Here is a 14,141-nt window from a genome sequence, read left to right as displayed (position 1 = left end):
ATCTTTCATCAGTTTGAGTTCCGCTTGTGGCTTTTGGTGTATTTCCATTCTGTTTTTCATTTGATGTATCCATGTTTAAACAGCCTCCTAATAATAATGCAGTTCCAATGCTGGTGATTAACAAACGTTTTTTATGTTTAAACATAAGGTCCTCCTCGATGGATGCTTGATGGTTTCTATGTAACACTGATCAGTAAAATTAACCTTTGTATCCAATTATTGTATATAAAAATCTAACTATTGTATACAAACAAGGCAGCGGTCGCCTTTGAGATTTGGAAAATAGTAAAAAAGCACTAATTTTCTTCCTCTCTTTAATTACTCGAATTTGTAAAGCTTAGGGAATATAAAATTTATCGATATTATCCTGTTCACAAAATCACCTAATTAGATTATTATCTAATTAAAAAGACGCTAAAACGAGGAGTGATGTAATGTGGAATTTATCTTAAGTAGTATAGATATGATAGAACAAGAGATGGAGATTATGAATTCACATCCTGAATACAATGTGCTAGCTGATGGAAAAAAAGTCTTAGATGAAGAAGATTTGCTTAAGGAGCACGAGGAAAAACCCGAACTGAAAAAAGAACGGTATTTGCTTAGATCCGATAATCACTATGTTGGTATAATTGAATTTATTATGGATAATCCAACAGACCGTAAACCATGGCTTGGTTTGCTGATCATTCATAACAATTGGACTAAAAAATCTTATGCAGCAAAGGCTTTAGCAAAATATGAAGAAATAATGAAAAGCAGAAATATTAATGAGGTTCGTCTGGGGTGTTTCACTGCAAACATAACTGGAATGAACTTTTGGGGGAAACAGGGGTTCCGCAAAGTTAAAGAAATCACCTTTCATGAAAAACCACTATGGATTATGGAAAAGGCATTAATTTAACATATAATCAGTTAAAATTTTAAGGGTGCTTATATTGAAAAGTGGAGTATTGAAATCCTGTCCAAATCTCTGATATTAGCAAAATCGGCATGATGATTCCTGGAAATCCTGATGAGCACATTTCATTAACACTACGCGCACCGTATTTTTAGGATTTTGTTGGTGGGTATGGTATGATATTGTCGAATAGAGATTATAGGAGGCAAATTTATGACACACGCCCATTTAACTTCATGGATTCTTGCTTTGATATTATTATTTGTTGCGATTTCGCTCTATAACAAGGGGAATGAAAAAGGTTTCAAGATTGTTAAAATGATAGTCCGAGTGATTTATCTATTGATCCTGGGAACAGGAATCGGAATGTTGTTTAGTCTTTCAAGCATCAGCATGTTGTATATCTTGAAAGCAGCTGTTGGACTATGGATCATTACACTTATTGAGTTGATCCTGAACAGAAAGGCTGGCAATGTGAAATCCTCTGTTTTGTGGATCCAATTAGCCATCGCTTTAATTCTAGTGCTGTTCCTTGGATTCAAACTTCCGCTTGGATTTGATTGGTTCTAAAAACGTTAAGAAAAGCTGTCCACGTCGGCAGCTTTTCTTTTTTTGTCATAAATTTCTTTCTCCAGGTATGTTACTTTTAAGGCGGGGGTATTGGAAAATTTTAATCAAGATGGAGAATGCCATGGCCAAAACCTATTGCTGTATGTATGAGAATCCAACACAATTAAATCTTTTTATCGAAAAACACCGTTTTAATTCGCAATCCGTCAAGCTCATTCAAATTTACAGCGGAACTGGATTCGATGAAGAGGCCATGGAAGTCAGTGACTTGCTTAAACAGAGTTTCCCTGAATCCATGCTGCCGGAAATTGTCCCTGCAGGGGAGTTTCTGGAAATCTCCGGATCAAGGAGCAGGATTATGCTGTCGTTCACAACTTTTCATGAAAAAATATCCGGAAAGCAGACGGAACTGATCAAAACCTTTGAAAAAAGAATTTTTCAGCTTGCCTATTATGACGGTGAAACAGGTTTGCCAAACAGAATGAAGTTCACGGAAATGCTTGAAGATATGTTGGGCCTAGCCCGAAGAATGAATCAAATGATGTCGGTCATTATCATTGATTTGGACCGTTTTAAAATGGTGAATGACAGCCTTGGCCATTTTTCAGGTGATGAAATCCTGAAAAACCTCTCTCGCAGAATAGTGGAGGCAATTCCGCAGGACGCATTTCTCGGGAGGTTTGGTGGTGATAAATTCACATTGCTGCTGACAAACTCCGTCACGCATGAAAAAACCTTGAAAGTTTGCGAAAAGATACTTGAAGCGATTTCCCAGCCTGTCCATTATCACGGACAGGAACTCTTTCTCACCGCAAGCATTGGGGCTAGCGTATATCCGATGGATGGGGGGGAAGAGCAGTTGCTTTTGAAAAATGCCGATATGGCCGTGAACCGATCCAAAAACCGTGGAGGAAACCGGGTTACATTTTATTCTGCCAAAATGAACGCTGAGGCAGCAGAACGCCTTGAACTTGAAAGCTACCTACGAAAGGCTCTTCAGAAAAAAGAATTTTATCTCTGCTATCAGCCGCTGATTGACCTCGATACTAGCAAAGTGACCGGAACTGAGGCCCTGATTCGCTGGGGCCATCCCTATTTGGGCACAGTCCAGCCAGCGAAATTCATCCCGTTGGCAGAGGAAACCGGACTCATCCTTGAGATGGGTGAATGGGTGCTCAATACTGCGTGCCGGCAGACAAAGAGGTGGCAGCAATGCGGAATGGAATGTCTTGGCGTTTCAGTCAATGTTTCGGCACGGCAGTTCCAGCTGCCCTCATTTGCAGACAAAGTAAGGACAGCACTTGATGCTTCCGGGCTTGATCCAGGATTCTTGACGCTTGAACTCACAGAGAGTACAATGCTCCAAAACTTGGAGTACAGCATTGGGATCATGCAGGAACTAAGGGAACTCGGTGTAAAGGTGTCCATTGATGACTTTGGTACAGGCTATTCTTCCTAAAGCTATTTGCGCAACCTGCCAATCGATTACTTAAAGATAGACAAATCCTTTATCCATAATATCGAATCAGGTAGCTCTGATCTTGCTATCGTCAAAGCCATTATTACGATGGGCCAGGGGCTTAGTGTGGATGTAGTGGCAGAAGGTGTGGAAACGAAAGGACAGGCAGAACTGCTGCGCGGTTTGGAGTGTCGTTTTGCCCAGGGATTTTACATTCGAAGACCATTGGAGGCAGCTGACTTCGAAGCAGCCTACTTGCCCGACGACAGCCATAAGTAATTCCAAAGGAAAAGCCTCCCCGCATATCGGGAAGGCTTTTTGTTATGACAGCATCTTTTCAATGACTGTCCTTTTTCCATCACTTAAGGTAAATTCAAAACGATCCACCCGCTTTTTCCCATAATCAAAATGATGCTGTACACTGCAAATTTGCGTCTCGTTGTCGAAGATTAAAAAGTTCACTCCAGATGCTTCTTTTTCAGGATTGAGGAATGTCAGGTGATTGTAGCAATAGATGCTGTCATGAATCGAGAAATGAAGCGAGTTTAGCGTATTTAGAAAATAAAGCAGCGCCTCATCTTCAAGACCTTCAACCAGTTTTTCAAGCGAATAGATAAGCTGCTTCCTAATCCTCACTGTTTCACCGTTTTCAAGCTGAGAAATGCTCGCGCCTTCACGGAAACCGCCATCCTCAAGTAAATATCCTTTTATCCAAAAGGTATTCCGAAGGACTTCTGCTTCCTGGTGCACATATTCATCCAAGAGCGACGCTTCATCGGTTTCCTCGTCAAAGAATACCCACTGTTTGTTCATGTACTCGACGGTCCCGGTGTGAAAGGCCCGGGCTTGCGCCTCGATAAGCTTTTGTCTCTGCTGTCTTTTCATCACTTTCCTCCGTAATTAATGCTCACTTTCTGTTTAGCCATAACTACAATGTTTTATAACAAGGATGTGTATGTACTGCTTGCTTCAAGGGGTTTAATTATTTGGGGACAATTAACCCATTTATCATCGATGCATAACATGGAGGATAGAAGATAGGGGATAGGCGGCTAATCTTATCTTTCCGTTGGAAAGGGTGGTTGAAATGTGTGGAATCACTGGCTGGATCAATTTTAGGCAGGATTTAAGGAATGCAGGGCAGACACTTTCAGGAATGGCTAAGACCATGGCAAACAGGGGACCTGATGAAGCGAACGTCTGGCTAGGTACGCATGCTGCTTTCGGCCACAGAAGGCTGACAGTGGTGGATCCGGAAGGCGGCAGGCAGCCGATGTCAATAAGCAAAGGCGGCAGCACTTATACCATTTGTTATAACGGGGAATTGTATAATACGGAAGAACTCAGAAAAACACTGGTACTAAAAGGATATTCTTTTAACGGCCATTCTGACACAGAAGTTTTGCTCACAGCTTACATTGAGTGGAAAGAAGGGTGCCTCGAGTATTTAAATGGCATTTTTGCCTTTGCCGTTTGGGACGATAGAGAGGAAAAACTGTTTATTGGACGTGACAGGCTTGGCGTAAAGCCGCTGTTCTATTCAGAGGCAAAAGGCGGCTTCCTTTTTGGTTCCGAACAGAAAGCAATTCTTGCACATTCCGGCATGAAGCCTGAAGTGAATCGTGAAGGACTGTCGGAACTGTTTGGCCTCGGCCCATCCCGCTCGCCAGGCGCGGGGATCTTTAGAGGAATTGATGAGCTTCGGCCAGCCCATGCCCTTACTTTTTCAAAATCAGGGCTAAAGGTTTGGCGATATTGGAACGTAAAGAGCGCGACTCACAATGACAGCCTGGAAGAAACGGCCGAAAAGGTCGGCTTTCTTTTTACAGATGCGGTTAAGAGGCAGCTTGTGTCAGACGTGCCGCTCTGTACTTTTCTGTCCGGGGGCTTGGACTCCAGTGCCATCACGGCTGTTGCTGCCGAAGCATATGCGCAGGAAGGGAAAGGCCCGCTTCACACGTATTCCATTGATTATGAAGAAAATGGCGATTATTTCAGGGAAAATGAATTCCAGCCCAATTCAGACGGTGCCTGGATACAGATGATGTCAGAGTCCTATGGCACCGTCCATCAAAACTGTACAATTTCGCAGCAGCTCCTGGCTGAACGTCTGGGTGAAGCAGTCCGGTTTCGTGACGTGCCGGGAATGGCCGATATTGATTCATCCCTGCTGTGGTTTTGCGAGGAAGTTAAAAAGAAGTTCACTGTTAGCCTGTCGGGAGAATGTGCCGATGAGATTTTTGGCGGCTATCCGTGGTTCCGGCGGAGTGACGATCTGGCGAGAGACGGTTTTCCATGGATGCGGTCGACATCAGATCGCCAGGGTATGATGCGGGAAGACTGGCAGAAGAAACTCAATCTTGGCGGGTATGTGATGGACCGATACAAAGAGACACTGCTTGAAGTACCCTCGTTGGAGGGGGAAGCCGGGGAAGAGGCGAGAAGAAGAGAATTATTTTATTTGAACATGGTTTGGTTCATGACCACACTGCTTGAACGGAAGGACAGGATGAGCATGGGTGCGAGCCTTGAAGTGCGGGTTCCTTTTGCGGATCACAGACTTGTTGAATATGCATGGAATATCCCGTGGGAAATGAAGATGCACGGAAACAGGGAGAAGGGGATATTGAGAAAAGCGCTTGAAGGCGTTCTCCCGGACGAGGTGCTTTACCGCAAAAAAAGTCCTTACCCGAAAACGCATCATCCTGCCTATACAAGAGGTGTGCAGTCCTTGCTGGCAGAGTGCCTGGAGGATAAGGCTAGCGCGCTCCATGAGTTCTTTGACCGGAGCCTTTTGGAAAAGCTGATTGAAACTGGGGGGGCCTCATTTGGAACACCGTGGTTTGGTCAGCTCATGACAGGGCCGCAGCTCCTTGCCCATATAGCCCAAATCCATATTTGGTTCAAGGAATATAATGTAAATATCGTGGAGTGAAACAAAACAGCCGCCCTTCTCTGGGGCGGCTTGTTAATAATCCAGGGAAGGTTTGCTTCGAGTTTGACGTCCCATGGGACAAGGGATAATCTATAGTAGGAGAATAATATGGCAGAAGCGTGACATTTCTTTTGCCTTAAGCAATGAAGGAGGAGCGGGGGATGAAGAAAGCCTTAATGACTTTCATCTTAATTCCGGTTCTGCTTTTTTACGCATACCCGACAGAGGCTGCGGAAAAAGAAGGACGCAAATGGCAGGATGAAACTGTTTATTATTTGATGGTCGACAGATTTAACAATGGTGACACCGACAATGATTACGAGGTGGACACAACAAATATGGAGGCTTACCAGGGCGGTGATTTCAAAGGAATCATTGACAAACTGGACTATATTAAGGACATGGGTTTTACATCCATCAGGCTGACGCCGATTTTTGATAATGCCGAAAACGGCTATCATGGTTACTGGGTGAAGGACTTCTATAAGCCGGATGAGCATTTTGGAAGCATGAAAACATTTAAGAAACTGGTGAAAGAAGCCCATAAGCGTGATATGAAGGTGATGGTTGATTTTGTAGCCAACAATGTATCCACAGAGCATGCATGGCTAAATGACACTGAAAAAAAGGGCTGGTTCAATCCGGAGAACGGCAAGGGGCAGAGGGCCTGGACGGATGGCCTGCCAGACCTTGATCAAAGCAATCCGGAAGTCAGGAATTATTTGGTTGATGCAGGAAAGTGGTGGATTGAAGAAAGTGATATCGATGGATACTTTCTAGATTCAGCACAGAATGTCCCTGCTGATTTTTGGACTGATTTTTCAAAGGAAATGAAAAAAACAAAGAGCAATATTTACTTAGTTGAGGATACTGGGGGGGCGGATACGAAACAAAAAGCCGGCATTGATGCTTCTATTGATTACAAGCTAATGGACCCGATGAGACAAGCTTTCGCAAAACCTGACGGAAATCTGAAAGCAGTTGTTACTGGTGAAGACTTTAGTAAAGAAAAGGCTTTTAACGCTGCGAGAATACTGGACAACCAGGATAGCGTACGCTTTACGAAGGATGCTGTCGATCAGAATCAGCATCCGGGAACGCGCTGGAAGCTTGCCCTTTCCTACTTGTATACTGTTCCCGGTGTCCCGGTTGTTTACTATGGAAGCGAAATTGCTTTGAACGGGGAAAAGCCCCCGGAAAACAGTAAGCTTATGAATTTCAAGACTGACAAGGACCTGGTCGATTACATGACCAAAATCGGGGAACTGCGGAATCAGCTGCCTTCCCTGACACGTGGTTCGATGGATGTGCTTTATGCGAAAGATGGCATGGCTGTTTATAAACGGACGTACGATAATGAGACAACAGTTATAGCGATCAATAATACAGCAAAATCCCAGGATGTCACCCTGACATCGAAGGATCTTGAAAAAGACAAGGAACTCCGCGGTTTGCTGTCCGATGACATGGTCAAGAGCAAGGATGGGTCCTACAAAATCGTCCTTGACCGCGAAGAAGCGCAAATCTTTGTGCTGGCGCCTAAATCAGGGCTGAACATTCCGTATTTGCTGAGCATGGCTGCAGTCTATGCTGCATTCTTTGTGTTTATTTTCATTCTGCTAAAAAGGGCTAGAAAGAAAAAGCAAAATAATTAAACGTTGCGGCTTTTAAAAAGAAGAACTGCTCCGGAAAACCCGGGGCAGTTCTTTCTTGATACAGAATTTTTAACCATTGACGACTGTGCCGCCATTGACGTGGATCGTCTGTCCGCTGACGTAGGTAGAATCATCACTCGCCAGGTATACATAGGCGGGTGCGAGCTCAAACGGCTGGCCAGCCCTGCCAAACGGCGTGTCTGTTCCGAATTTGGATACTTCTTCAGAGTCAAAAGTAGATGGGATCAGTGGAGTCCAAATCGGCCCCGGGGCTACGCTGTTCACCCTGATGCCTTTGCTTGCGAGCGACATCGCCAGCGATCTCGTAAACGTAACGATGGCACCTTTTGTCGCAGAATAGTCTATCAGTTTAGGGTTGCCTTTATATGCTGTAATAGAGGAAGTATTGATAATGGTGCTGCCTTTTTCAAGATGCGGCAGTACTGCCTTCGTTAAATGGAACATTGAAAAAATATTGGTGCGGAACGTTTTTTCGAGCTGCTCCGCGGATATATCAAGAATGCTTTCCTGAGGATGCTGCTCTGCTGCGTTATTGACAAGAATATCTATTTTTCCGAAGTGCTCCAATGTTTTTTCGGTTACGTCTTTGCAAAACTGCTCATTACCAAGATCGCCTGACATCAGGAGACAGGATCTCCCTTCGGCTTCTACAAGCAGCATTGTTTCCTTGGCATCGCTGCTTTCGTCTAAATACACGATGGCCACATCTGCTCCTTCTTTTGCAAAATAAATGGCAACCGATTTCCCGATCCCGCTGTCGCCGCCTGTGATGAGGGCAACTTTTCCATCAAGTTTTCCCGCACCCTTATAATAATCGGCTACGTTTTTTGGCTCAGGCTGCATTTCTGTTTCAGTTCCCGGCTGGTGATTTTGATGCTGTGGAGGAAACCCTTGTTTATTTTCACCTGTCATTTGCCTCACTCCTTTCGAAATCTCTGTATACGTTTTACATTCCTTCTAATCTGGTGAAAAAAACGTGGAAATTCCTGCTAGAGTTGAAAAATCAGGGTTCAGAAGCGGAGGGGAGTGGTTTTGGCGGATATCGATCAGCAAGCATTTATTCCAAGAAGCTGTATTTAGAATTCTTAAAAGAGAAAGCAGCTATGAAATTTGCTCACTAACGAAAAAACCGGCCCACTCCGGAGAGAGAGGACCGGTTTCACCATTATTGGTGGTATTTTTTATACATGGAATATGTTTTAAACCCGCCTGTCAGATTCTTAACTCTAAATCCGTTTTGCGATAATATCCGTGATGCAAGATAACCACGCAATCCAACCTGGCAGGTAATCAGAATGGTCTTGTCCTTCGGCAGCTCATCGAGTCGATCGCGCAGCTCGTCTAGCGGTATATTCACAGAGCCGGCAATACATCCGTTGGCACATTCTTTGTCTGTGCGGACATCAACGAGGTATCCGCCGTTTGCGATCAATTCATCTACTTCATGCCAATGGATGGTTTCAAACATTCCGTCCATAATATTTGCAGCCACATAGCCTGCCATGTTGACTGGGTCTTTAGCTGATGAGAAGGGCGGTGCATACGCTAGTTCGAGCTCCTGGAGTTCATGGACGGTAAGACCGCCTTTGATTGCTGTAGAGATTACGTCTATCCTTTTGTCAACACCGTCTTTTCCAACAGCCTGGGCACCGAAGATTTTTCCTGTTTTTTTATCGAAAATCAGCTTCAGCGATATTGCCTCGGCACCGGGATAGTAGCCTGCATGGGAAAGCGGATGGATATGGACAGCTTCATACGGGATGCCTAACCGCTTTAAAGTTTTCTCGTTGTTGCCAGTCACCGCAGCGGTTAAATCGAAAACTTTGACGATGGATGTGCCCATAGTCCCTGGATAGGTAATGTCCTTTCCGTTTATGTGGTGGGCGACAATATGGGCTTGGCGGTTTGCCGGCCATGCGAGCGGAATCATTGTTGGTTTACCGTTCACAAAATCTGTGACCTCAATGGCATCGCCGAGCGCGTATATAGATTCGTCGGACGTTTGCAGGTGCCCGTTCACTTTAATGCCTCCGCGTTCGCCAAGCTCAAGACCTGCGTCTTTTGCAAGCCCATTTTCAGGCATGACGCCGATGGCCAGGATAATAATGTCTGACTTCAATGATTTCCCGCTTTCGAGCAGCACCTCGGAGCCGTTATCCAAGACATCCTGTATTCCGTCACCAAGGATAAGTTCTACTCCGTTTGCCCTGAGGTGATCTTCCACAATAGCAGCCATCTCAAGATCAACAGGGCCCATCACTTGAGTGGACTTCTCGACAATCGTAACTGAAAGTCCTGCTTCGGCCAGGTTTTCCGCCATTTCGAGGCCGATAAAACCACCGCCGATCACAACAGCATTGCCAGGTTTCTTTTCGTCGAGATAAGATTTGATTTTATCCATATCGGGAATATTTCTCAGTTTGAACACGTTCCTGCTTCTCAAACCTTCTATTGGCGGTACTATTGGCTTTGCCCCAGGTGACAAGATCAGAACATCATAGGAATCCTCAAAGGTTTCCCCTGTCTTAAGATTTTGCGCAGTGATTTTTTTGTTTTCTGGATGAATGCTTTTCACTTCGGTATAGTTTCTGATCTTGATGTTATAACGTGTTTCCATTCCTTTTACAGTCTGGACCAATAATTTGGATCGTTCTTCAATGACACCGCTGATATGATAGGGGAGACCGCAATTCGCAAACGAAATGAATTCTCCTCTTTCGTACATGATAATTTCTGCCTGCTCGTCCAGTCTCCGCAGCTTGGTTGCAGTTGTGGCTCCGCCTGCGACACCGCCGACAATCACGATTTTTTTGCTCATAACAACAGCCCTCCAATTGTTGGTTTTATACCTACAAGGGTATTCTAATCGATAAACCATTAAAATCCAGCTTTACATTATGACCATTCTGTGTCAAAAATAAAGAAAACGGACAAAAATATAATTAATCTGTCCGTTTTCTGCAGCTGGTTTTTGTATGGATGTTTAACGATAATTTACGAACTGCACTTCCACTGTAAGGTCCGCAGACTTGATCAGGGTGATAATTTGCTGAAGGTCATCCCTGTTTTTACCGGTAACGCGGATTTGATCTTCCTGGATTTGGCTCTTCACTTTAAGTCCACTGTTTTTAATGAGCGTGTTGATTTTTTTTGCATTGTCCTTGTCGATACCCTGGATAAGCTTCGCTCGCTGGCGGACTGTTCCGCCTGAAGCCCCTTCAATCTTTCCGTAATCAAGGTTTCTGATTGGGACTCCGCGCTTGATTAATTTGCTGAGAAGAACATCTTTCACCTGATCAAGCTTATACTCATCATCTGAAACAAGGACTAGTTCTTCTTTGTCCAGTTTAATGTCACTTTTGCTTCCTTTAAAATCATAGCGTGTCTGGATTTCTTTCATGGCAATACTAATGGCATTGGTGACTTCTGAAAAATCTACTTTGGAAACAATATCAAATGAGCTCTCTTTAGACATACTAACCTCCGAAAAACGTTTTTCATTCTGCCTACATTATAGTAAAATATAGCAGTTCAAACAACTTCGGAGTACAAAATAACAGCAATTAAAAAGACCAGGAGGACAAAAATGTCTCTAAATGAATATACAGGGCGCACAATTGAGCTTGAGGTGTCCAGAAAAACCGAATATGGATATTTTTTGACGGATGGGGAGCAGGATGTCCTGCTTCATAAAAATGATATGAACAGGGAACTTGAACTAGTAGAGGGCAGCACTGTTCCTGTCTTCCTGTATGTGGATTCCATGGGAAGACTTACCGCGACAACAACCATACCAACTGTAAGTGTTGATGAATATGGCTGGGCAACAGTGGTAGACAGAAAACCAGGAATAGGCGTCTTCCTTGATATTGGGCTGAGAAAAGATATATTGCTGGGTGAAGAAGACCTGCCGGTGGTTGAATCAGTATGGCCTGAACAAGGAGATCAGATATATATTACCTTGAGGGTGAATAAGAATAACAGAATCTACGCACGGATGGCAACAGATCCAGTAATTGAGTCGATTATGGTGCCTGCTGACAGGGAAGATTTCAACCGCAATGTTCATGGCTATATTTACCGCACAGCCCGTGTGGGGAGCTGGATCTACACAGCAGAAGGATTTAAAGGCTTCATCCATGAGTCCCAGCGGAAAAGGGAACCAAGGATTGGCGAAAAAGTCGAGGGCAGAATTATTGATGTGAAGCCGGATGGAACTGTTAATCTCTCGCTTTTGCCGCGTAAGCAGGAGGCCCTCGGGGAGGATGCCGACATAATCATGGAATATCTAGACTCCCGGAACGGTGCCATGCCATTCAGCGACAAAAGCATGGCAGAGGACATTTTGGAACGTTTTGGCATGAGCAAGGGTTCATTTAAGCGTGCACTCGGCCGGCTTCTGAAGGAAGGGAAAATTTATCAGGAACAAGGCTGGACATACAAAAAGGAGCAGGAAAGCTCGGAGGAATAGCCTGAAAATAAAAAAAGCGGCATCCCGCCGCTTTTTGCCTTTGCAATAAGATTATTTATGGTCTGTTTTTTTTGAATAGGAATCTTTTCCCGCTTTACGGTTTTTCTCGCGCAGCATGTTCTTTTCATGCCGGAGGGCATTGTTATCCTGTGCTTTCTTATCATTATCAGAAGTGTGCGGCATAAGAAATCTCCTTTCAGAATCGTATTCCTATATAGCATGCCATTTTCAAAATGTAATATGCCGGCAAAAATAAAAGGCCCGCCAAAATGTGACGGGGCCTTCTGGAATAAGATTATGATGGCAGTTTATTTAAGAAGAAAATGGCAATCGTTCCGGCTCCTGTATGGGAACCAATCGCTGCGCCAATTGACGTGATTTCAATATTGGCTGGCTGGAATTCCTGCTGGATCATCTCTTTCATTTCATGGGCAGTTTCTTCATCATCAGCATGGCTAATGCCAATTGTCTGGGACCCAAGAGTGTCGCCGCGTTCTTTCATGATTTCGATTATACGTCTGAGGAGTTTTTTCCTGCCCCTGATTTTTTCAATGGGAATAAGTTTTCCCTCTTCGACATTGAGAATCGGCTTGATATTTAAAAGGCCTCCGAGGAAGGCTGAAGCTTTGGATACTCTTCCTCCCTTTGCAAGATAATCGAGGTCATCCACTGTGAAGAGATGTTCCATGTGGCTGCTTCTGAATTTGATGTCCGCAATAATTTCTTCTTTTGATGCATGACAGCTGGCGAGCCGGGCGGCTTCCATTACTACCAGGCCGTATCCGAGAGAAGCGCATTTTGAATCGACAACTGTTAGATTAAAGTCGGGATATTCTTCCTTCACTTGATTAGAAATCATAACAGCTGTTTGGTAAGTACCTGACAGTTCTGAAGAAAAAGCTATGTATATTCCATCCTGGCCGTTTTTAGCCATCTCTGTAAAGAGGTCTTTGAAACCGGCTGGAGAAGCCTGTGACGTTTTTGGATAATTTCCGCTGCGGATGTTCCTATACACTTCGGAAGGATCAATTGTCTTCAGGTCATCATATTCTTTGCCGTCAAGATGAACTTTTAAGGGGAAAAGCGTTACATTCTTCTCGGCATAAAACTGGAGCGGCAAGTCGCATGCGCTGTCAGCCAGTATTTGTACATGCATAAAATTGTCACCTACTTTCAACCTATTATGCTCTTAGTTTAGCCGTTTAAAGATAAAAACACAATGAGAAGTACTGCATATTGGAAAAATATGTGATATATATCAGTTTAGGAGGGGTTTACAATGATTTGGTTACAAACGAGAAAGTTCGTTGTCGTAATGGCAGGCGCATTGTTAAATGCGCTGGCAATGAACTTGTTTTTAATACCGGCTAATATTTACGCAAGCGGGTTTGCTGGAGCGGCACAGCTCATTTCAAGCATTCTTGCAGAATTTACACTATTCAAGCTTTCAACCGGTATCCTTTTATTCCTATTAAATATACCGGTTACCATTATTGCCTGGAAAAAGGTTGGGAAAGAGTTCACTTTTTACAGCTTTTTATCAGTTGCAGCAATGTCTTTTTTCATGGAAATAATACCGATTAAGCATGTTTCGGGCGATATTCTGCTCAATGCCGTCTTCGGCGGTGTTATCGCAGCCGTAGGTGTTGGTATGACGCTGAAATGGGGGGCCTCCACAGGGGGAATGGATATAGTGGCAATGCTCCTGTCCAGATTAAAAGACCGGCCAGTCGGCACTTATTTTTTCACCTTGAACAGCATAATTATCATTACTGCGGGCTTTTTGTACGGATGGGAAAAAGCCCTTTATACGCTTGTCACTCTGTATGCATCAACAAGGGTGATTGATGCCATCCATACGCGACATGAAAAGCTGACCGCGATGATTGTTACCAAGAAATCGGAGGAATTAAAAAAAGCGATTTACGCAGGCTTGGAACGAGGCATCACTACTGTTCCCGCAAAAGGCGCGTTTACGAATGAAACAAGGGACATGATGATAATTGTTATTACGAGGTATGAACTATATGACCTTGAGAGAATCATAAAAGAGGTGGACCCAACCGCGTTTACCAATCTTGTCGAAACATCGGGCATTTTAGGCTTTTTCAGAAGAGACTAAAAGGAGG

Annotated in this window: 12 protein-coding genes and 1 pseudogene; 7 read left to right on the top strand and 6 right to left on the bottom strand. The window is 44.0% G+C overall.

Translation table 11 applies throughout. The features are described from left to right. Positions 1-436: 436 nt before the first annotated feature. From D1970_RS11850 to D1970_RS11840, 3 genes and pseudogenes are all read left to right on the top strand, one after another. On the top strand, positions 437-904 hold the full coding sequence (locus D1970_RS11850) for a GNAT family N-acetyltransferase (RefSeq protein WP_119113084.1): 468 nt from the start codon (positions 437-439) through the stop codon (positions 902-904). A 210-nt stretch (positions 905-1,114) separates the two neighbouring features. After that, positions 1,115-1,471 carry a YisL family protein gene (locus tag D1970_RS11845; RefSeq protein WP_119113083.1) on the top strand — a complete coding sequence of 119 codons (357 nt, stop codon included), beginning with the start codon at positions 1,115-1,117 and terminating at the stop codon, positions 1,469-1,471. A gap of 67 nt (positions 1,472-1,538) precedes the next feature. Further along, a pseudogene (locus D1970_RS11840) lies at positions 1,539-3,209 on the top strand (putative bifunctional diguanylate cyclase/phosphodiesterase). 42 nt (positions 3,210-3,251) lie between these two features. Here the strand turns inward: D1970_RS11840 and D1970_RS11835 are convergent. After that, on the bottom strand, positions 3,252-3,815 hold the full coding sequence (locus tag D1970_RS11835; RefSeq protein ID WP_119113082.1) for a DUF2777 domain-containing protein: 564 nt from the start codon (positions 3,813-3,815) through the stop codon (positions 3,252-3,254). 202 nt (positions 3,816-4,017) lie between these two features. Here D1970_RS11835 and asnB point away from each other — a divergent pair, with 202 nt between their 5' ends. Together asnB and D1970_RS11825 are read left to right on the top strand one after the other, a co-directional pair. Continuing rightward, the gene (asnB, locus tag D1970_RS11830) at positions 4,018-5,865 is read left to right on the top strand and encodes an asparagine synthase (glutamine-hydrolyzing) (RefSeq protein WP_119113081.1); all 1,848 of its coding nucleotides are present in this window, start codon (positions 4,018-4,020) and stop codon (positions 5,863-5,865) included. A 161-nt stretch (positions 5,866-6,026) separates the two neighbouring features. Next, positions 6,027-7,520 (top strand): alpha-amylase family glycosyl hydrolase, encoded by a 1,494-nt coding sequence (locus D1970_RS11825; protein WP_119113080.1) that lies wholly within the window; start codon positions 6,027-6,029, stop codon positions 7,518-7,520. A 69-nt stretch (positions 7,521-7,589) separates the two neighbouring features. Here the strand turns inward: D1970_RS11825 and D1970_RS11820 are convergent, their stop codons facing one another. From D1970_RS11820 to D1970_RS11805, 3 genes are all read right to left on the bottom strand, one after another. Then, a complete protein-coding gene (locus tag D1970_RS11820; RefSeq protein WP_119113079.1) occupies positions 7,590-8,453 on the bottom strand; it encodes an SDR family oxidoreductase in 864 nt (287 codons plus the stop codon). Positions 8,454-8,706: 253 nt separating this feature from the next. Further along, positions 8,707-10,359, bottom strand: coding sequence for a CoA-disulfide reductase (locus D1970_RS11810; protein ID WP_119113077.1), 1,653 nt, complete (start codon positions 10,357-10,359; stop codon positions 8,707-8,709). 165 nt (positions 10,360-10,524) lie between these two features. Then, a complete protein-coding gene (locus tag D1970_RS11805; RefSeq protein ID WP_119113076.1) occupies positions 10,525-11,016 on the bottom strand; it encodes a YajQ family cyclic di-GMP-binding protein in 492 nt (163 codons plus the stop codon). Between the two features lie 111 nt (positions 11,017-11,127). On the opposite strand from D1970_RS11805, the gene D1970_RS11800 reads away from it, so the two are divergent. After that, the gene (locus tag D1970_RS11800; RefSeq protein WP_119113075.1) at positions 11,128-12,012 is read left to right on the top strand and encodes a CvfB family protein; all 885 of its coding nucleotides are present in this window, start codon (positions 11,128-11,130) and stop codon (positions 12,010-12,012) included. A gap of 51 nt (positions 12,013-12,063) precedes the next feature. Here the strand turns inward: D1970_RS11800 and D1970_RS11795 are convergent, their stop codons facing one another. Further along, the gene (locus tag D1970_RS11795; protein ID WP_119113074.1) at positions 12,064-12,195 is read right to left on the bottom strand and encodes a DUF3941 domain-containing protein; all 132 of its coding nucleotides are present in this window, start codon (positions 12,193-12,195) and stop codon (positions 12,064-12,066) included. Positions 12,196-12,307: 112 nt separating this feature from the next. Continuing rightward, positions 12,308-13,168: a fatty acid kinase binding subunit FakB gene (fakB, locus tag D1970_RS11790; RefSeq protein WP_119113073.1), complete on the bottom strand. Its 861-nt coding sequence runs from the start codon at positions 13,166-13,168 to the stop codon at positions 12,308-12,310. A 123-nt stretch (positions 13,169-13,291) separates the two neighbouring features. On the opposite strand from fakB, the gene D1970_RS11785 reads away from it, so the two are divergent. Beyond that, positions 13,292-14,134 carry a YitT family protein gene (locus D1970_RS11785; protein ID WP_119113072.1) on the top strand — a complete coding sequence of 281 codons (843 nt, stop codon included), beginning with the start codon at positions 13,292-13,294 and terminating at the stop codon, positions 14,132-14,134. Positions 14,135-14,141: the final 7 nt, after the last annotated feature.

Source organism: Mesobacillus zeae (genome assembly GCF_003570705.1).
Taxonomy (GTDB): domain Bacteria; phylum Bacillota; class Bacilli; order Bacillales; family Cytobacillaceae; genus Mesobacillus_C; species Mesobacillus_C zeae.
Note: the sequence above shows the minus strand (reverse complement) of the source record. Positions and strands in the feature narration are given on the sequence as shown.

Bases quoted from the DNA above. Each gene is read 5' to 3' on its own strand.
- D1970_RS11845 (WP_119113083.1), top strand. From the start codon at position 1,115: ATGACACACGCCCATTTAACTTCATGGATTCTTGCTTTGATATTATTA.
- D1970_RS11835 (WP_119113082.1), bottom strand. From the start codon at position 3,815: ATGAAAAGACAGCAGAGACAAAAGCTTATCGAGGCGCAAGCCCGGGCC.
- asnB (WP_119113081.1), top strand. From the start codon at position 4,018: ATGTGTGGAATCACTGGCTGGATCAATTTTAGGCAGGATTTAAGGAAT.
- D1970_RS11825 (WP_119113080.1), top strand. From the start codon at position 6,027: ATGAAGAAAGCCTTAATGACTTTCATCTTAATTCCGGTTCTGCTTTTT.
- D1970_RS11820 (WP_119113079.1), bottom strand. From the start codon at position 8,453: ATGACAGGTGAAAATAAACAAGGGTTTCCTCCACAGCATCAAAATCAC.
- D1970_RS11810 (WP_119113077.1), bottom strand. From the start codon at position 10,359: ATGAGCAAAAAAATCGTGATTGTCGGCGGTGTCGCAGGCGGAGCCACA.
- D1970_RS11805 (WP_119113076.1), bottom strand. From the start codon at position 11,016: ATGTCTAAAGAGAGCTCATTTGATATTGTTTCCAAAGTAGATTTTTCA.
- D1970_RS11800 (WP_119113075.1), top strand. From the start codon at position 11,128: ATGTCTCTAAATGAATATACAGGGCGCACAATTGAGCTTGAGGTGTCC.
- D1970_RS11795 (WP_119113074.1), bottom strand. From the start codon at position 12,195: ATGCCGCACACTTCTGATAATGATAAGAAAGCACAGGATAACAATGCC.
- fakB (WP_119113073.1), bottom strand. From the start codon at position 13,168: ATGCATGTACAAATACTGGCTGACAGCGCATGCGACTTGCCGCTCCAG.
- D1970_RS11785 (WP_119113072.1), top strand. From the start codon at position 13,292: ATGATTTGGTTACAAACGAGAAAGTTCGTTGTCGTAATGGCAGGCGCA.